This is a genomic window from Ruegeria sp. YTSC004 (assembly GCF_059609805.1).
On sequence record NZ_JBXWMJ010000009.1, the window covers coordinates 55,068 to 73,234 of the forward strand.

General features: G+C 58.6%; 16 protein-coding genes. 7 read left to right on the forward strand and 9 right to left on the reverse strand.

The features are described from left to right. Positions 1–37: 37 nt before the first annotated feature. Positions 38–1,234 carry a pyridoxal-phosphate-dependent aminotransferase family protein gene (locus AC2FFP_RS16330; protein WP_496881239.1) on the forward strand — a complete coding sequence of 399 codons (1,197 nt, stop codon included), beginning with the start codon at positions 38–40 and terminating at the stop codon, positions 1,232–1,234. Here the strand turns inward: AC2FFP_RS16330 and AC2FFP_RS16335 are convergent. Continuing rightward, the gene (locus tag AC2FFP_RS16335; protein ID WP_496736778.1) at positions 1,231–2,331 is read right to left on the reverse strand and encodes a pyridoxal phosphate-dependent aminotransferase; all 1,101 of its coding nucleotides are present in this window, start codon (positions 2,329–2,331) and stop codon (positions 1,231–1,233) included. The two genes, AC2FFP_RS16330 and AC2FFP_RS16335, sit on opposite strands and share 4 nt — an antisense overlap. 95 nt (positions 2,332–2,426) lie before the next feature. Between AC2FFP_RS16335 and AC2FFP_RS16340 the strand changes: the two genes are divergently transcribed. The 3 genes from AC2FFP_RS16340 to AC2FFP_RS16350 all read left to right on the forward strand — a co-directional run bounded on the left by AC2FFP_RS16340 (position 2,427) and on the right by AC2FFP_RS16350 (position 4,533). After that, entirely contained in the window at positions 2,427–3,497 is a 1,071-nt protein-coding gene (locus AC2FFP_RS16340) for an SMP-30/gluconolactonase/LRE family protein (protein ID WP_496768177.1), read from the forward strand. Positions 3,498–3,562: 65 nt separating this feature from the next. After that, positions 3,563–4,345 carry a crotonase/enoyl-CoA hydratase family protein gene (locus AC2FFP_RS16345; RefSeq protein ID WP_496726022.1) on the forward strand — a complete coding sequence of 261 codons (783 nt, stop codon included), beginning with the start codon at positions 3,563–3,565 and terminating at the stop codon, positions 4,343–4,345. After that, complete coding sequence (locus tag AC2FFP_RS16350; RefSeq protein WP_496881240.1) at positions 4,342–4,533, forward strand: VOC family protein; 192 nt, start codon at positions 4,342–4,344, stop codon at positions 4,531–4,533. The genes AC2FFP_RS16345 and AC2FFP_RS16350 overlap by 4 nt, the downstream gene beginning before the upstream one ends. 176 nt (positions 4,534–4,709) lie before the next feature. On the opposite strand, the gene AC2FFP_RS16355 is transcribed toward AC2FFP_RS16350, so the two are convergent. From AC2FFP_RS16355 to AC2FFP_RS16370, 4 genes are all read right to left on the reverse strand, one after another. Continuing rightward, positions 4,710–5,042 (reverse strand): DnaJ family domain-containing protein, encoded by a 333-nt coding sequence (locus AC2FFP_RS16355; RefSeq protein WP_496726024.1) that lies wholly within the window; start codon positions 5,040–5,042, stop codon positions 4,710–4,712. A gap of 39 nt (positions 5,043–5,081) precedes the next feature. Beyond that, positions 5,082–6,245 (reverse strand): benzoate/H(+) symporter BenE family transporter, encoded by a 1,164-nt coding sequence (locus AC2FFP_RS16360; protein WP_496768183.1) that lies wholly within the window; start codon positions 6,243–6,245, stop codon positions 5,082–5,084. 139 nt (positions 6,246–6,384) lie between these two features. Continuing rightward, positions 6,385–9,540 (reverse strand): valine--tRNA ligase, encoded by a 3,156-nt coding sequence (locus tag AC2FFP_RS16365; protein WP_496881241.1) that lies wholly within the window; start codon positions 9,538–9,540, stop codon positions 6,385–6,387. A gap of 77 nt (positions 9,541–9,617) precedes the next feature. Beyond that, positions 9,618–9,935 carry a hypothetical protein gene (locus AC2FFP_RS16370; protein WP_496881242.1) on the reverse strand — a complete coding sequence of 106 codons (318 nt, stop codon included), beginning with the start codon at positions 9,933–9,935 and terminating at the stop codon, positions 9,618–9,620. 108 nt (positions 9,936–10,043) lie between these two features. Here AC2FFP_RS16370 and AC2FFP_RS16375 point away from each other — a divergent pair, with 108 nt between their 5' ends. Both AC2FFP_RS16375 and AC2FFP_RS16380 read left to right on the forward strand, forming a co-directional pair. Then, positions 10,044–12,335 (forward strand): xanthine dehydrogenase family protein molybdopterin-binding subunit, encoded by a 2,292-nt coding sequence (locus AC2FFP_RS16375; protein WP_496768190.1) that lies wholly within the window; start codon positions 10,044–10,046, stop codon positions 12,333–12,335. Beyond that, positions 12,313–13,389, forward strand: a complete 1,077-nt coding sequence (locus tag AC2FFP_RS16380) for a T6SS phospholipase effector Tle1-like catalytic domain-containing protein (RefSeq protein WP_496768192.1) — start codon at positions 12,313–12,315, stop codon at positions 13,387–13,389. Before AC2FFP_RS16375 ends, AC2FFP_RS16380 begins: the two co-directional genes overlap by 23 nt. Before the next feature lie 3 nt (positions 13,390–13,392). On the opposite strand, the gene AC2FFP_RS16385 is transcribed toward AC2FFP_RS16380, so the two are convergent. Together AC2FFP_RS16385 and AC2FFP_RS16390 are read right to left on the reverse strand one after the other, a co-directional pair. Further along, positions 13,393–14,136 carry a hypothetical protein gene (locus tag AC2FFP_RS16385; RefSeq protein WP_496881243.1) on the reverse strand — a complete coding sequence of 248 codons (744 nt, stop codon included), beginning with the start codon at positions 14,134–14,136 and terminating at the stop codon, positions 13,393–13,395. Between the two features lie 125 nt (positions 14,137–14,261). Next, on the reverse strand, positions 14,262–14,837 hold the full coding sequence (locus tag AC2FFP_RS16390; protein ID WP_496844734.1) for a GcrA family cell cycle regulator: 576 nt from the start codon (positions 14,835–14,837) through the stop codon (positions 14,262–14,264). A gap of 126 nt (positions 14,838–14,963) precedes the next feature. On the opposite strand from AC2FFP_RS16390, the gene AC2FFP_RS16395 reads away from it, so the two are divergent. Next, entirely contained in the window at positions 14,964–15,767 is an 804-nt protein-coding gene (locus tag AC2FFP_RS16395) for an ABC transporter permease (RefSeq protein ID WP_496844735.1), read from the forward strand. On the opposite strand, the gene AC2FFP_RS16400 is transcribed toward AC2FFP_RS16395, so the two are convergent. Both AC2FFP_RS16400 and AC2FFP_RS16405 read right to left on the reverse strand, forming a co-directional pair. Next, complete coding sequence (locus AC2FFP_RS16400; protein WP_496844736.1) at positions 15,764–16,999, reverse strand: MFS transporter; 1,236 nt, start codon at positions 16,997–16,999, stop codon at positions 15,764–15,766. The two genes, AC2FFP_RS16395 and AC2FFP_RS16400, sit on opposite strands and share 4 nt — an antisense overlap. Before the next feature lie 112 nt (positions 17,000–17,111). Then, positions 17,112–17,996, reverse strand: coding sequence for a DMT family transporter (locus AC2FFP_RS16405; RefSeq protein WP_496768198.1), 885 nt, complete (start codon positions 17,994–17,996; stop codon positions 17,112–17,114). Positions 17,997–18,167 lie beyond the last annotated feature (171 nt).

The window sequence follows — 18,167 nt, forward strand, 5'->3', positions numbered from 1 at the left end:
GCGCTAGGGTGGGCGTCAATTCATACAGGTTGATCCCATGATAGACCCCATTTCCCTGGCGCAAGGGCGCGAGTATCTGGCGATTCCAGGACCTTCGGTCATCCCGGATGCGGTGTTGCAAGCCATGCACCGCCCGTCACCGAATATCTACGAGGGCGAGCTGATCGAGATGATGCCGTCGCTGACCCGCGATCTGTGCCGCGTGGCGCGGACCGAGCATAGCGTTGCAATCTATATCTCTAACGGCCACGGAACGTGGGAAGCCGCGCTGTCCAACGTCATCGCACCCGGTGAAACGGTTCTAGCCCCCGCATCTGGCCGATTTACCCATGGCTGGGCCGAGATGGCCGAGGGTATCGGCGCCAAGGTTCAATTGATCGACTTCGGCTCGTCCACAGCATGGGACTTCGACCGTATTGCCGAGGCGTTGCGTGGCGACAAGGCCCACAAGATCAAGGCGGTGTTGGCCGTTCATGTGGACACCTCAAGTTCAATCCGGAACGACATTCCAGCCCTGCGCGCTTTGCTGGACGATCTGGGCCACCCGGCGCTTTTGATGGCGGATTGCATTGCCTCGATGGGGTGTGACCGGTTCGAAATGGATACCTGGGGCGTCGACGTCACAGTTACGGCCTGTCAGAAGGGGCTGATGACACCCGCTGGCACCGGCTTTGTCTTCTTCAATGACAAAGCACAGGCCAAGCGTGCCGCTATGCCGCGTGTATCGCAATACTGGGACTGGCAGCCACGATCCAACCCCGAGCTGTTCTATCAGTATTTTAATGGCACCGCGCCAACCCATCACCTCTACGGTTTGCGCGCGGCCTTAAACATGATCCATGCCGAGGGGATGGAACAGGTTTGGGCGCGTCACGAACGCCTTGCCACGGCGATCTGGGAAGCGTGTGAAATTTGGGCGCTAGGTGGCGCGCTGCATCTGAATTCCGCTGATCGTCTACATCGCAGCCACGCTGTCACCGCCTTGCGACTGACCGAGGAGCGCGGCACGCCATTGCGCAAGTTCACTGAAAACCAACTGGGGTTGACCCTTGGTATTGGTCTGGGGATGGACGACTGGGACGGATGCTTCCGTCTTGGCCATATGGGTCACGTCAACGGCCAGATGGTTATGGCTACGTTGGGCGGTGTGGAAACAGCCATGGCCGCACTAGATATCCCTCGCGGCAAAGGCGCATTAGAAGCTGCAGCTGCGGTGCTTGCGTCGAAGACCTAACGCCGCGCCTCGGCAAGCGCTTTTGGCAATGCTGTGGCAAAAGCATCCAGATCGGCTGCCTCGCCACAGCTGACGCGGATGCAGCGATTTTGCGGGGCGGCAAAGGGCATACGCACGAAAATGCCCTGCGCAACCAGCGAGTCCAGAACCGCCTTGGCAAAGGCTCCATCCTTCCCGCAATCAATGGCAACGAAGTTGGTGGCCGAGGGCAAGGGCGCTAAACCATTCTCTCGTGCAATATGGCCAATCCGGTCACGCGCTTCGGTAATCTTGGTCTGAACATGATTGAGCCACTCTGCATCCTTCAGTGCGGCCAGCGCACCGGCCTGCGCGGCTCGGTTCATTCCGAAATGGTTGCGCACCTTGTTGAAGGCTAAAATCAGGCCGGGTGCGCCGATGGCATAGCCAACCCGCGCGCCCGCCATGCCGTACACCTTGGAAAAAGTTCGCATCCGGATCACCCGCGGATCGTCTGCTGCCACAGGGGCGGCGGTGCCTTCAGGCGCACATTCCACATAGGCCTCGTCCAATACAAGCAAACACCCGTTGGGCAGATCGTCTAGCGCCGCCACGATATCCGCTCCGGAATGCCAGCTACCCATCGGGTTGTCAGGATTGGCCAGATACACCAGCTTGGCATCCACTTCACGTGCCTTGGCAAACAGCGCCGCCGGGTCCTCGTGGTCGTCGCGATATGGCACCTTGTGGAGTGTCCCCCCGAACCCTGCCACATGGTAGTTGAAGGTCGGGTATGCCCCATCTGAGGTGACAACCGCGTCCCCGGATCCGACCAGTAGCCGCACTAGGTAGCCCAACAGCCCGTCAATGCCTTCGCCAACCACGATGTTTTCCGACCCGACCCCATGGTGATCCGCCAATGCGGCACGCAGATCGTGGTTTTCCGGATCGCCATACATCCAGATCCCCGTTTCTGTCATTGCCGCTATGGCGCGCGGAGAGGGCCCAAACACGCTTTCATTTGCGCCCAGCCGCGCCACAAATGGCGCGCCACGCTGGCGTTCCTGCGTTTCGGGGCCAACAAACGGCACAGTTGCAGGCAGGGATTGGGCAAGCGGGGTATAGCGTGGCTCTGTCATGGGGGCAGATAAACGTAAGGTCATACGACAGGCAAGCTTGCGTTGCAGGATGCTGCTCCGCATTGTTCGCGTAACGATTAAAGGGAGGAGCGCGCATGCGCATTGTTTTGGGCTTGTTGATTGTCGGCCTCGCCTATCTGGTTTTCTGGCCGGTCCCGGTTCAACCGGTGGCATGGACCCCACCCGAAGCACCGGGTTTCACTGGTGACTTTGCGGAGAACAATGCGTTGGACCAGCTGGAGCTGATCTCGTTGCCTGACGGTGAGAAAGGCCCCGAAGACATTGCCATCATGCCCGACGGGTCCGTCTACACGACCAGCCTGTCCGGGGCTCTATACCAGATAGACGGCGAGGTCCCGGTGAAAGTTGACGACCTCGGTGGTCGGCCCTTGGGCCTGACGGTCGGTCCGGATGGGGTGCTTTACATCGCCGACAGCTTCCGCGGCATCATGCGATGGACCGGCCCCGGAACGCTGCAGCCAGTCGTGTCCGAGATAGACGGCGCGCCAGTGATCTATGCCAATCAATTGGACGTGGCGCAGGACGGGGCGATCTATTTCTCAAACTCGTCTGATCGGTTCGATCCAGAAACGATGGGTGGAACCAAACCGACCTCGGTTCTGACCATCTGGGAGCAATCGGACACAGGTTACGTTGCCCGCCACGCGCCCGATGGCACGACCGAGAAACTGGCCGAAGGCTTTGTCTATACGAACGGCGTCGCATTGTCGCCGAGTGAGGATTTTCTGCTGATCGCCGAAACCGGGCGCGCCAGAGTGCACAAGCTTTGGCTGACAGGCCCGAAGGTCGGGCAGCAAGAGGTCCTGATGGACAATCTCCCAGGCTATCCCGACAACATCGAGGCACAGGGCGATGGTACGTATTGGATGGCATTTGCCAGCCCGCGCGTGCCGAGCGAGGCACTGATGCCATACCCGTTCTTGCGCAAGGTGATCTGGCGACTGGGGCCGACGGTGCGGCCTGCGCCGATCCATCGCGGGATGATGGTGCAGTTTGACGGCGACGGGAACATCCTGCAGACCTTGCAAGACCCCGGGGGTCGGCTGGGCATCACCACGGGTGGCAAGTTGGCCGGGGGACATTTCTACGTCATGACATTGGATTCGCCCTGGTTCGGGCGCATGCCTGCGTCAAATCTGCCCTAACGTTGAGGTGGAACTGCCTGATCCATCGGGGCATTGTACCCCTAACCGGAATTGAGAGGCCTGAGATGTCACGAGTATCCGTCGAATACAAAAATCACATCGCGCACGTAACTCTGACGCGCGGCGACAAGATGAATGCGCTGGATGATGCGATGATAAAGGCCATCATTTCTGCGGGGCAGGAGGTCGCTGCCTCGGATGCCCGTGCGGTGGTGCTATCGGGTGAAGGCAAAAGCTTTTGCGCGGGTCTGGACATGGCCAGCTTTGCGAGCATGGCGCAAACGGACCCGACCGAATGGTTGATGACCCGCAGCCACAAGGACGCCAATGAAGTGCAGGAAGTTGCCTTGGTTTGGCAACGCGTGCCCGTTCCCGTCATTTGTGCCATTCAGGGTGTTGCTTATGGCGGCGGTTTGCAACTTGCGCTGGGCGCTGACATCCGGATAGCACATCCCGAGGCTAAATTCGCCGTGATGGAGATGAAGTGGGGTCTGATCCCCGACATGGGCGGGATGGTTCTGCTGCCCAAGCTGGTCCGGTCGGATGTTTTACGCCTGTTGACCTATTCGGCCCGCCCCATCGGTGCCGCGCAGGCGGCGGACTGGGGGCTGGTTACCAAACTGTCGGATGACCCACTGACCGAGGCATTGGCCTTGGCCGAAGACATCGCTGGTCAAAGCCCTTCGGCCATCCGCGCGGCCAAGCGCCTGATAGAGGTTGCGGAAGCCAAGCCTCGCACAGAGGTGCTGCTGGAGGAGTCATCAGAGCAGGCGGAGCTGATCGGCAAACCGGATCAGATGGAGGTCATTGCGGCGAATTTGCAAGGTCGCAAGCCAGAGTTCAAATGATCTCGGCGCCTGTCACACGATTGATCCTGTACACCAAGGATATCGACAAGATGGTGCATTTCTATGAGACGCATTTTGGTTATGCTGCCCGCCAACTCGAAGGGGACCGGATTGTAGAGCTTGTGCCGGACGAAAACGGCTTGCGCTTGTTGTTGCATCCGGCCAGCAAGGCCGCCCGGCAGGGGTAAGCAGCGGTCAAAATTGTTTTTGATGTCGTGGACGTTGCTGGGTTTTGCAGACAAGCCGCGCAGCACGGGCTGAAATTTGGTTCGATCCACACGGCGGACGGCTACAGTTTCGCGAATGCCAAGGATCCGTCGGGAAACTCGATTTCCGTGTCAAGCAAGGCATTTACGCCCGGCAATTAACGCATAAAAGCCCGTCGTGCATCGCGGGCCATATTGTATCTCATCTCAAGCTCGGCGATCTTAGCCATAGTCACCTTACGCTCGTCAGCGTCGGACTGCGACGCATAGGTTTTGCGCGCGGCATCCAACTCTTTCTTGATGCTGAACTCTTCGGGAAGAACGCCTGCTTGCGCCATGATCCGATGACCGGCGGCGACGGCCGGATCGGTCTGTGCCTCGGACGAACGGTCAGGCAGCGGCTGGCCTTCGCCCTCCAGCCCCTCTAACTGACCTTCGGCTCGCGCCTTTTTGATCTGGCGTTCGACCAGTTTTCCGAGCGATCCAAACATAGGTTCATACTACTCGACCAGCACAGCGGGGGAAAGCTGTCATCTGGATCGGTTGGTAACCAGATAGGCGATACCACCTGCGGCCAAACCCCAGACTGCAGCGCCCAGGCCGAAGACGGTGATTCCTGATGCGGTTATGGCGAATGTCAGAATCGCCGCTTCGCGTTCGGCGGGAACTTCTAATGCAGCAAAGGTCGCATTTGCCATCACACCGATCAGGGCAATGCCGGTCAGAGTGCCCATGAGCAATGGGTCGGCGTGGGCCGCGAACCCGGTGATCGCCACGGCAAAGACGCCAAAGACGCAGTAAAATAGGCCTGCCATAACCGCTGACCAGTAACGCTGGTTCGGGTCCGGGTAGCTGTCTTCGTTTGAACACATCGCAGCGGTAATCGCGGCAAGGCACGTGGCCGGAGCGCCAAAGGGGGCAGACAGAATACTGGCTCCTCCGACGGCTGAGAACAACTTGCCAGCAATTGGCGCATACCCAAAGCTGCGCATGACGGCGATGCCGGGTATGTTTTGCGTAGCCATGGTGACGATGAACAGCGGGATGCTGATCCCGATCGCCGATGCGACCGAGAATGTTGGAATGGTCCAGACAGGGGCGGCGACCAGATGTTCGGGCTGGACCGAACCGTCAACGGCGTTCAATACAACGACGATTGCCGCGGTAACCACTGCGGCAGGAACTGCGATCAACCGATTGATCCGCCCGGCGATAAACCACGTCAGAATGACCGGCAGCGCTTGCCAGGGCAGCTCAACTGCCGCCTTGAAGGGAATGATGCACAAGGGCAGCAAAACCCCGCCCAGCATGGCCTGCGCGAGTGTTGTCGGGATAGCGGCCGCAAGCCGTCCAAGTGGACGCCACATTCCGGCAACAACCGTCAGGGCTCCGGCGCAAAGAAATGCACCAACCGAATCAGAAAATCCGACCAATGGGGTCGCCGAAACCGCCAGAAGGGCGGCACCGGGTGTTGACCATGCCACGCTGATCGGCTGCCGGTACCAAAGGCTGACCACGATCGCCGTCACACCCATTGCAACTGCTGCCATCATCAAACCGGATGCAGCCTCAGCTTCTGAAGCACCCATTGAAACAAGGCCCTGCAGCACAATCGGGAAAGAGCTGAAAAACCCTACGACCGCCACCACAAGCCCGGTCGAAATTGTCTGCACAGGAGGGAAAGGGCGCGCCATGAAGTCCTCGGAGCTGTCTGCAGAACTTGCTAACAATTGGAAGCGGATGAAAACAAGTTGAAATGCGTCACCGCATAACAAAAACCCGCCGAGCAAACGGCGGGTTTGGGGAATTCGAGAACCTACAAAAAGAGGAAAATCAGGCGATCTCGGCCAGACGGGCCAGCGCCTCGTCCAGTTTCGCCTCTTCCTCTTCGCGGGCGGCAAGGTTGGCTTTGGCTTCCGCGACAACCTCTTCCGGGGCCGAGGCCACGAATTTCGGGTTGTTCAGACGCCCGCGCAGACCGCCCAGTTCCTTGGCCAGTTTGCCCTTGGCTTTCTCCAGCCGTTCCTTTTCCGCGCCAATGTCGATGATATCCGCCAATGGTAGGCCGAAAGATGCGCCGGGGGCGGCAATCGAGATCGTACCTTTAGGCAGCTCATCCGCTTTGGTCAGGCTGTCGATCCGCGCCAGACGTTTAATCAGCGCCTCGTTGCGGTCCCACGCGGCTTGGCCATTGGCGTCGATCTCGGTCACCAGCATCGGCACATAGAGGCCGGCTGGAACCCGCATCTGTGCACGGGCCGAGCGGGTGTTTTCGATCACCGAGATCACCCAGTTCATCTCGCGATCCGCATCCGCGTCGATCAGGTCGACCGCAGAATAGGTTGGCCAATCGGCGTGGACGGCCATTTTGGCGCGGTCGCCGGTCAAGCCCCACAGCTCTTCGGTGATGAACGGCATGATCGGGTGCAGCAGGACCATGCATTGGTCCAGAACCCAACGCATCGTGGCGCGGGTTTCGGCCTGAGCCTCGGCATCGTCCCCTTGCAGCAGTGGCTTGGACAGCTCCACGTACCAGTCGCAAACCTTACCCCAGACAAAGGCATAAAGCCCGTTGGCCGCGTCGTTGAAGCGATAGCTTTCCAGCGCCGCGTCGACCTCTTCCCGCACACGTGCGGTTTCGCCGATGATCCAGCGGTTCACCGCAGCTTTGGGCTTCAGGTCAGCCACGTTCAGTTGAGGAACGGCGTCGGTGAAGACCTCGTTCATCTCGGCAAAGCGGACAGCATTCCACAGCTTGGTGCCAAAATTGCGATAGCCGGTGATGCGTTCACGGGACAGCTTCAGCACACCGCCAATTGCTGCCATCGAGGCGTTGGTGAACCGTAGCGCGTCGGCGCCGAATTCGTCCACGATCTCAAGCGGGTCGATGACGTTGCCGGTGGTCTTGGACATCTTCTTGCCCTTCTCGTCGCGAACGAGCTGGTGCAGGTAGACGGTATGGAACGGTATCTCGTTTACCACGGCCAGTTGCATCATCATCATCCGGGCGACCCAGAAGAACAGGATATCTGCGCCGGTGATGAGCACATCAGTCGGGAAATAGCGCTCCATCTCTTCGGTCTGTTCGGGCCATCCCAGCGTGCCGATCGGCCAGAGGCCGGAGGAGAACCAGGTGTCGAGGACGTCGGGGTCGCGCCAGACCGGATAGATCAGATTGGTTGGGTCTTGTTCGACCGCATACTGAGCGAGACTTTCAGCAAACCGATGGATCGCCTCGTGTTTGTCTGAAACTTCAACAACAGATGCGTGGCTCAGCGGGCTGGGAATGTTGGCGTTGTCGTCCAGGAATTTCTCGGTGACTGCATCCAAGCTGGTTGCGCATTCCATGACATTGCCACGGTGCAGCATGCCACCTTCATTCAGCAACCGGCCCAGTTCAACCAGATCCAGGTCACCATCATCTTCGTCATCGATGAAGTCTTCTGCGGACAGGTCGAGACCATACCAAACCGGTATCTGGTGCCCCCACCACAACTGGCGCGAGATGCACCAGGGCTCGATGTTTTCCAGCCAGTGGTAATAGGTCTTCTCGCCCGACTCAGGGATGATCTTGACCGTGCCGTCCTTAACCGCATCCAGCGCGGGGCCGACGATCTTTTCGGCATCCACGAACCACTGATCGGTGAACATTGGCTCGATCACAACTTTCGAGCGGTCGCCGAAGGGCTGCATAATCGGCTTGCTCTCGACCAGCGGCACCAGTGCAGACGGGTCGTCATCTTCGCCCAGCTTGGTGCCCAGAACCGGGTCATCCGCACGGGTCATCACAGCCAGACCGTCGGCGTTGATCTCTTCGACCACTTTCGCGCGCGCCTCGAACCGGTCGAGACCCCGCAGATGGTCGGGAGCGAGGTTAATCGCGTCGATCTCGTTCTCGGTGAACGCGCGACCACGTGCGTATTCCTGCGCCTTGTCCGCCTCTTCGGCGTAAGGCGCGCCATCTGCCCGCATCGCACCTTTGGTGTCCATCAGGCGGTACATCGGAATGCCGCCGCGCTTGGCGACCATGTTGTCGTTAAAGTCATGCGCGCCAGTGATCTTCACCGCGCCCGAGCCGAAATCGGGATCGGGGTAGTCATCGGTGATGATCGGAATCTGGCGGCGATGCTCTTTCGGACCAACCGGGATTTCGCAGAGTTTCCCAACGATTGGCGCATACCGTTCATCCGACGGATGAACGGCCACCGCGCCGTCGCCCAGCATGGTTTCAGGGCGGGTCGTGGCGATCGAGATGTAATCGCGCTCCTCTTCGAGGATGACGTTCCCATCCTCGTCCTTTTCGACGTAGGTATAGGTCTCACCACCAGCCAGAGGGTACTTGAAGTGCCACATATGACCGGGCGTCTCAATATTCTCGACCTCAAGGTCCGAGATCGCGGTCTCAAAATGCGGATCCCAGTTGACCAGCCGCTTGCCGCGATAGATCAGGCCCTTTTCGTACATATCGACGAAGACCTTGATGACGGCATCGTGGAAGTTGGCCGAGTTCTCGTGCCCGGTCCGCGGATCACGCGGTGCGCCCGCCATGGTAAAGGCGTTTCGCGACCAGTCGCAGGATGAGCCGAGACGTTTCAGCTGCTCGATGATCGTGCCGCCGTATTCGCCCTTCCATTCCCAAACCTTGTCAAGAAACGCCTCACGTCCCAGCTCGTTTCGGCTGGGCTGTTGGGTGGCGGCCAGCATCTTTTCCACCTGCATCTGGGTGGCGATACCGGCATGGTCCTGACCGGGCTGCCAAAGCGTGTCGAAGCCGCGCATCCGGTGCCAGCGGGTCAGGATATCCTGCAAGGTGTTGTTGAACGCGTGGCCCACATGCAATGCGCCCGTTACGTTGGGCGGCGGGATCATGATGGTAAAGCTTTCGTCGCGCGATCTGTTCGCGCCTGCCTTGAAGGCCCCGGCCTGTTCCCAGGCCTCATAAATGCGGGCCTCGGCCTCGGCCGCGTTGAATGTCTTTTCCATCGCCATAGGATGCGTCCTGCGTCAACAAATTCGGGTCAGCGCCTGCAATAGCGAATGCGTAAGGGAAGGGGAAGGGTTGTATGTTATTCAGCCCGGGCAAAGCGCGCGCGAAAGTAGACCTGAACACGCTGGTAGGCCGGTTCATGGAAATCCAGCGTCAGCAATGAGTGGTCGTTGCCGTCAAATTCCACCGTCTCAAGATGATCATCGAAAGCATCCTTCAGGGCGCCTATATGCCTTTCTGAGGCAAGTTTGTCATCGGCGTAGCGCATGACTAGGCCGTGGCCTTTCCGTGCCATGCCCGCGCGGACGTCGCCACCGACATTCACGTCGTGGGTGGCTTCGCTGCCTCTAGTCAGCAGGGCGGTGAACGGAAATACGCTGTCATGTGCCCTTGTCATGACCTGTAGGTTAACCAAAAAATGACTGGCAAGATACGGGGAAGCTGTCTGTTCGACTGGACATCGCCTTGGGCTGGGCTACGGTCGCCATCGCAGGAGGATCATCGCATGGAAAAGTTCGGCAAAAGCCAGCCCGTCAAACGGACAGAAGATCAGCGGTTTCTGACCGGGCACGGACGATACATAGACGATGATGTACCCGAAGGCGCTCTGTTCGCGGCCTTTTTTCGCAGCCCGGTTGCCCATGGTCGGATCACGGCGCTGGATCTGGATGCCGCGCGTGAGGCGGAAGGGGTGCGCCTTGTCATGACGCTGGATGATCTCTCGACTGCGGGGATCGACACTGTGATGAACGCAGCAACTGTGCAGAACCGCGATGGCTCTCAGACCCTTGCGCCTGACAGGCATATGCTGGCCCAAGACCGCGTCCGATTTGTCGGCGAACCTGTGGCTGTCGTGATCGCAGACACGCTATTGCAGGCGCGAGATGCGGTTGAGATGATCTGGATGGACACGGATGATCTGCCGGCAAAACTGGATGTCGTAGCCGGTGGCGAACCACTGCATGATCAGGTCGCCGACAATCGTGCTTTTGATTGGGGGTTGGGCGATGAAGCAGCAACCGATGCCGCCTTTCAGGCTGCCGCGCATACCGTTTCGCTGGATGTGGCCGACAACCGCGTGATCATCACCTCAATCGAGCCACGGGGATGTCAGGCCAATTGGGTCGATGGACGTTTGCACTTTGCCTATGGTGGGCAAGGCGTCTGGGCGATGCGGGGGCAGTTGGCGCAAAAGCTAAAACTGGAACCCGAGGCGATCCGTGTTACCACCCCCGATGTGGGCGGCGGGTTCGGCATGAAAGTCATGCCATATCCTGAGTATTTTTGCGTCTCAGTTGCTGCGATGAAACTCGGGCAGCCTGTTCATTGGATGTCTGACCGATCCGAGGCGATGCTGTCGGATCATCACGGTCGCGACCTGACCTCATTGGCTGAACTCGCCTTTGACGAGGACCTGAAAATCACGGCTTACCGGGTGCACAGCAAGGTAAATCTGGGTGCGTATAGCAGTCATTTCGGGCAAGCGATCCAGACCAGTCTTTTCAGCAAGGTGTTAATGGGGGTTTACGACGTTCAAACGACGTATCTGCGGGTTGAGGGGTTCTATACCAACACCACGCAAGTCGACGCCTATCGGGGGGCAGGGCGGCCCGAGGCAATCTATGTTCTGGAACGTGTCATGGATCGCGCCGCGCGCCAACTGGACGTCGATCCTTGGGATTTGCGCCGCAGGAATTTCATCCGGCCGGAAAACTTCCCCTACAAAACCGCGACCGGCGAAATCTATGACGTGGGTGATTTCGATATGGTCCTGTCCCGTGCATATGCCCAGACCCAAGGGTTCACGACGCGAAAAACTGCAGATGCGGAACGTGGTCTGATCCGGGGGCGCGGCTTGTGTTACTATATCGAAAGCATTTTGGGTGACCCTTCGGAAAACGCGAAAGTCGAGTTCTGCGAGGATGGCACGGTGAACCTTTATGTCGGCACCCAATCGAACGGGCAGGGGCATGAGACGGTCTATGCGCATTTCCTGTCAGACCAGACCGGAGTTCCGATGGACCAGATCAATGTGGTCCAGGGTGACAGCGATCAGTTGCCACATGGTGGCGGGACTGGCGGGTCACGTTCAGTCACGGTGCAAAGTACGGCCACGCTGGCGACAATTGACGTCATGATCGCCGCATTCACGCCGTATCTGGCGGATAAAATGGGAGAGGAGGAAAGTGATGTGCGTTTCGACCATGAAACCTTCCGCGCACCGGGATCAAACCTGACGCCGACGCTCACCGAGGCTGCGGAGATGGCCCGCGCCGATGGGCGCGCCGACCTGCTGAGCCATGAGGCCAGCGCCAATCTGGATGCGCGGAGTTATCCCAATGGCGCACATGTTGCCGAAATCGTGATCGATTCTTTCACAGGCGAAACATGGGTGGATCGTTATACTATCGTTGATGATTTTGGTAACCTTATCAATCCGATGCTGGCCGAGGGGCAAGTGCATGGCGGGGTGGTGCAGGGCATTGGTCAGGCGCTGACGGAACACGTTGTGCATGATGCGCAGGGGCAACTGCTCACGGCTTCGTTGATGGATTACGCCTTGCCCCGCGCGGCCGAGATACCCATGATTAAGTTTACCTCGGCGCCGGTTCCGTCAACTTCCAACCCGATGGGGATGAAAGGATGCGGAGAGGCCGGCACCGTCGGCGCGCTGGCCGCTGTGGCAAACGCGGTTCAGGATGCGCTCTGGGATTACGGGGTGCGGCAGGCGGATATGCCTTTCACACCTCATAAAGTATGGGAATTGCTGAACGATGGTTCTAACGCGGCTGAGTAAAAAGGTTCTGGGATGGCTCGGGCGGCCTTTACGGTCCGAGCACTCTGCCGAGGCGCTTCACCGCGAACCCGTCAGCCATGTGATTATCTTGGACGGCACCATGTCGACGCTTGAGCCGGGCTACGAAACCCATGCGGGCCAGACCCTGCGACTGTGCCGCGAAATGGGCAGCAAAGTGTCCGTCTTCTACGAATCCGGTGTACAGTGGGAAAGCTGGAAATCCTCGCTGGACGTGATGATGGGGCGCGGGATCAACCGCCAGATCCGCCGCGCATATGGCTATCTCGCCTCACGCTACAAACCCGGCGACCGTATCTATTTCATCGGCTATTCACGCGGCGCTTACGGTGTGCGCAGCCTTGCTGGCGTGATCGATATGATCGGTCTGCTCAAGGCTGAACATGCGACCGTTCGCAACATCAAGCAGGCCTATCGGCACTATGAATGCAATGCCAGCGGCTCGGCCGCGGCCGAATTCCGGCGGCAGTTCTGCCACGAGGATGTGGCGATCGAGATGGTCGGGGTTTGGGACACGGTCAAAGCGCTGGGCATGCGTCTGCCGCTGCTGTGGCGCTGGGCCGAGGAGCGTCACGCCTTTCACACTCACCAGCTTGGCCCGGCGACGCGCCACGGCTATCACGCCATGGCACTGGACGAGACCCGTGAGGTGTTCGAGCCGGTGTTGTGGAAATGTACCCCGGAATTCAAAGGTCATGTCGAACAGGTCTGGTTTCGCGGCACACATGGCGATGTCGGTGGCCAGTTGAACGGGTTCGAAGAGGCGCGTCCGCTGAGTAACATCTCTTTGGTCTGGATGCTGGATAAGGCAGAACTGCATGGTCTGCCGCTACCCGAAGGCTGGCGTGATCAGTTCCCGACGGATACCTCTGCCCGTTCTGTTGGAACTTGGCGTGGTTGGGGCAAGATTTTTCTGCTGCGGAAGCATCGGAAGGTGGGCCGCGACCGGTCAGAGAAGCTCCATGTCTCGGTCTCGCCGGATGAATTACCACGCTGGGTGCCGATGCCGGATTTGCCGTCGCACCCTGCGCAGTAGAACTTACTTTGGAACGCAGACGTTTCTGACCGGTTCGATCGGTGCATCCGGGCGTTCTACAAGATCGAAACGCCAATGTCTTGGAGACCAATTGTAAACCCTTTGATCGTCGGGATGATCTACGATCATCAAACCGTGAAAGTACCATTCAGACGTCGATTTGTACCCGGTTTTTGTTGTGTAGAATGAGAATCCACGTAGCCCGTGCAGGGCTTCTATCGGAGAATTCTCTGAATGTTCGGCGATGCAATAGGGTGAACCGTCCGCGATCAACCGTGCTTGCAACAAGAGCATCGGAATCGTCAGCAGGGACCAGAACGCGATCAGAGTCGAGATCGATATCCCGATTTTTGCAATCCATGATGGATTTGGCTTCCCATCACGACCCGACCAAATGAGAAAACTCGATGCAATTGCGATCGTTAAGCTGATCCCATGTAATAGCTGAGTGTCCGAAGATAGGGCGAGCACGCCGGATGCCAGTGTCAGCAGCAATCCAATCACAACTGACGAGATCGCCAGAAATACCGCTAGAGGACGCGGGATTGGGCACAGTCCCAGCAAGGCAAGTCCGCCAATGCATATGGGTGTGGCAGGGATGAACCAAACGAGCAGAAACAAGCCTTGAATGAACAATAGCAGGGAATTTCTGTCCGTGTGTGGTTCGAACAATTGCGGATCTAACGGCTGCATATAGGCAGTAAAGATCAGCACAGCATAGGCGAAGAATAGGGCCTTGTATCTCAACCTTGGTTGAATAGCAGAATCTCTCGGGTTAAAAAAAACTAACCACGCGCCTTGCGATGGGTGGTCAGTTAAGAAATCAAGTTGTCAGTGCCACGCCGCAAATACCAGCGTTCACCACAAAGCACCTACCGCCGACGATCTCGACGCGAGCTCATTGGCTGGAACGCCACGCCAACATGCGCTTCGCAATAAGGTTTACCCGCTTCAACCGGCAGGCCGCAGAACCAGAAATCCTCGGTCGCGGGGTCGCCTACGGGCCATTTGCAGGTCTTTTCGGTCAGTTCCATCAGCGTCAGCTTCTTGGCCTTTTTCTCGACCTCGTTGACCTTGGCCAATGCCTCGGGGCTGATTTCATTGGCAGATGGTTGTGGCGGCAGCGGTTGACCGGCCGGAATGATCTGGCGGCGGGCCGGAACAGCAGGCTTTGCCTCAGCAGTAGGTGCCGGGGCCGGGCGCGCCGGTTCGGTCTTGGGCGCGGGCCTCGGCTTGGCCTCGGCCTTGGGCGCGGGTGCCGGTTTTTCCTTGGGTTCGGATTTAGCCGGCGAGGCACCGGTTGCGCGATTTGACAGACCCAGACGGTGTACCTTGCCGATCACCGCGTTGCGGGTTACGCCACCCAGTTCTTTGGCGATCTGGCTGGCCGACTGGCCCTCGCCCCACATTTTCTTCAGCAGTTCTACGCGCTCGTCAGTCCAGGACATCATTTGCCTTTCAAAAGCGGAAAGCGGCCCCGGATTCGGGCCGCCTTGGGAATTCGTCTCAGCCCCCTATTTTAATCACTGCGGGCCGAGTTACAAGCGGTTCTCGAATCAGGATGAGGGCAGGTGATGCAGATTTCCGCAGATCAGAGCGAACGGCGTTTCGGAACAGTTAACTGGATGGGGCTTTACACGTTGGCCCAGCGTGAAACTCTGCGGTTTCTAGCGGTCTGGACTCAAACCCTGTTGGCGCCGCTTGTGACGGCTGGGCTGTTCCTGCTGATCTTCAATATCGCTATCGGTCCAGGGCGTCCGGATGTGATGGGGGTGCCGTTCCTGACCTTTCTGGCGCCGGGCATCATGATGATGACCGTGATCCAGAATGCGTTCGCCAACACCTCATCCTCGATGGTGATCGCCAAAGTGCAGGGAAACATCGTCGATACGTTGATGCCACCTTTGTCCCCGCTTGAGATACTGCTGGGCTATCTGGCAGGTGGGGTCGCGCGTGGTGTTCTGATCGCATGTGTGGTTGCAGTCGCACTTGCGCTGGTTTTGGGAATTAACCCGCAAAACCCGTTGTTTGCCCTGATTTTCGTAGTTCTGGGTGGCGCATTCATGGGGGCCTTGGGCCTGTTTGCCGGTATTTTTGCCAACAAGTTTGATCAGATGGCGGCCATCACGAACTTCATCGTGACACCATTGGCTTTCCTGTCGGGTACGTTTTACTCGGTCCAGGCGCTGCCTCCGGTTTTGAACCGCCTAAGTCATGTGAATCCGGTTTTCTATCTTATTGACGGCCTGCGGTACGGGATGATCGGTGTGTCCGACAGCTCACCTTGGTTGGGAATAGCAGTATGCACCGGTGCCACGCTGTTGGTCGGTGCGCTGACCTGGCAGATGCTGCGAACGGGGTATCGCCTTAAGGCTTAACTTGTCTCGGCCAGTGAACCGGGTTGAAAAGTCAATCTGGGCTTTCCCAATCGGGGGTGCAGGTTTGCGGCCACGGCCCAGGCCCCGAACAAGGCCAAGCCTCCGACTGCGAATACCCCGGCGACCGGTGAGATCAGAAGGACCAGTGATGCAACTCCGGGTGTCAGAATGCCGGAAACGTCGCGGTAACTGGAGTAGATAGCTGACATCTCGGTGCGTTCGGATGGTTTCACTGCCATGAGGAAAGGCAGACCGGCGCAAATGTCCAGAACGATTAGCCAGATGGACCCAAGAACCAACGCCACAACCGCCGCAACCGGCCAACCCGCGATGGCTCCAGCGGTGACAAAGCAGGTTCCGCAGGCAGCAAAACCCACGCGGACTGCTGTGCGAATCGAACGCCCCTGCACCCAGCGCAGAATCAGCGGAGCCGCGAACAGCATCGCGTTGGTGGTGGACAGAAGGATGCCGCCTAGTTGCTCACCCAGCCCGTTTTGAATGGCGAAAATGGGTAGATACACCACGTAGATCCACCAGCCGCAGGATCGGATCATGGCGAAAAGATATCCCGCGACCAGACGGGGTTGCGCAAAGAAGCGCGGCAGAAAGGCCAGCGGGTTTTTCGCGGTGCCCCGCGCCTTGGTGATCAACTTGCCATTGCCCAACCGCATGCGCCAGAACTGGATCAGCATGACTGCACCTGCCACCGCGCTGATGACAAACGGGGCAGGGGGCCATACCTCCAGCAATAAGACGCCGGCCATCGGGCCGCCTGCCCAGCCGAGGGCGCTGTAAAACATGCGGCTGGTCTCGCATTTGCCCAGCTCGATTTTGCTGATGTAATCTAGGACATAAGCATTGAAGCAAATGAACGTGACCACTGTCGCGACCGTGTTCAGGGCAAGCGCACCGACCACCGCCGCCGGGCTGCCCTCAATCGCCAGAAGGGCACCGCCGATGAACATGAGGCAACCGGCGGTGTACGCCCATCTGCGCGGTATGAAGCGGATCAGGAACGGCACCATCAGCCCCGCAATCAACGAGATAACGCCGACCAGAAAATACAGGAACGATACCGAAGACGCATCACCCAGCGCCCGATACATGGCTAGTGGAAAGACCGATATCAGAATGCCGCGGACAATCGCCTCGAACCCGGCAAGGATACCAAAGTCGCGGACTGACGGTGCTGGGGCATGGCGCACCCATTCGGGGATACGGCGTTCGTGCATGGGTAAACTCTCAAATCAACTGAGACCACATTGCGCCGGATCAATCCGCGTTCTTCCGGGTTTGCGACATACAGGTCGCCCCCGGGCCATGTCAGGAAAAGTTTTTGGAGTTTCAGGCTTGCCGCGCCCGCGCTTCACGCCAGACAAGAATAAGTCCGCCGGTCAGAATTATGGCTGAGCCGATCATGCTGATCCCGTCCGGAATCACGCCGAATATCGCGAAATCGTAGAAAGCGGCGAAAATTAGCGTCGCATAGCTGATCGGGGCAACAAATGAGGCGTCCGCCCGCGCCATACCGTTCACAAAACACGCCTGTGCGCAGGCCATCAGCGCGCCAATACCCGCCAGCGCCGCCCATTGTTCTGAGGTGGGCATCTGAAAAACAAAGCTCACCGCGACAGAGGCAATCGTCAGGCCCATTGCGTTGTTGATTAGCAGGATCTGGATTGGGATTTCACGACCCGAGAGTTTCTTAATGAATATCAACTCCATCCCGATGACTGCGGCTGCGGTCAGTGCCAGAAGAGCGGCAGGTTGAAAGCTATCGGGTGTCGGGCGCAACAGTATCAACGCCCCAGCCAGCGCCACCGCTGCCGCCAGCCACCGCCAAGGGCCGACGCCTTCTTTCAGCAGCGGGATTGCCAACACCATTGCAAAGACCGGGTTCAGAAATGAAATCGCCGTCGCATCCGCGATCGGGATGAATGCGACCGAGGCGAACATCAGCGTAATGCCGACCCAGCCGAAACTTGTACGCCCAATATGCAGGCCCCAATGCGGACGCTGCAGGCGCGGCCGCATCACGCCGACGGCGGTGACGATCACGATAAAGGCAAACAGAAACCGCCCATGGCTGATCTGCATTGGATGCAGCGCGGGACCCAACGTGTCCGTTCCCAAGGCTTTGGCCAGCAGGGTGGTCCCGGCCAGCAACGCACTGGCGGCGGTGATCAGCACGGCCGCAAGAGGCGGATTGTGGGCTTTGGCGACAAACATATGTCAGCGGTGCGTCAGCGCATGTCAAATGGCAAGCGGCAAATGCGTCGCGCCAAGTATTTTCACTGGTTGTCAATTTCAGGGTTTTCAGGGGACGGTCGCACAGCTATACGGCTTTTCATGATCAAAAACGCACATATCCTGCGACTCCGACGCCGACGCTTCGCCGCG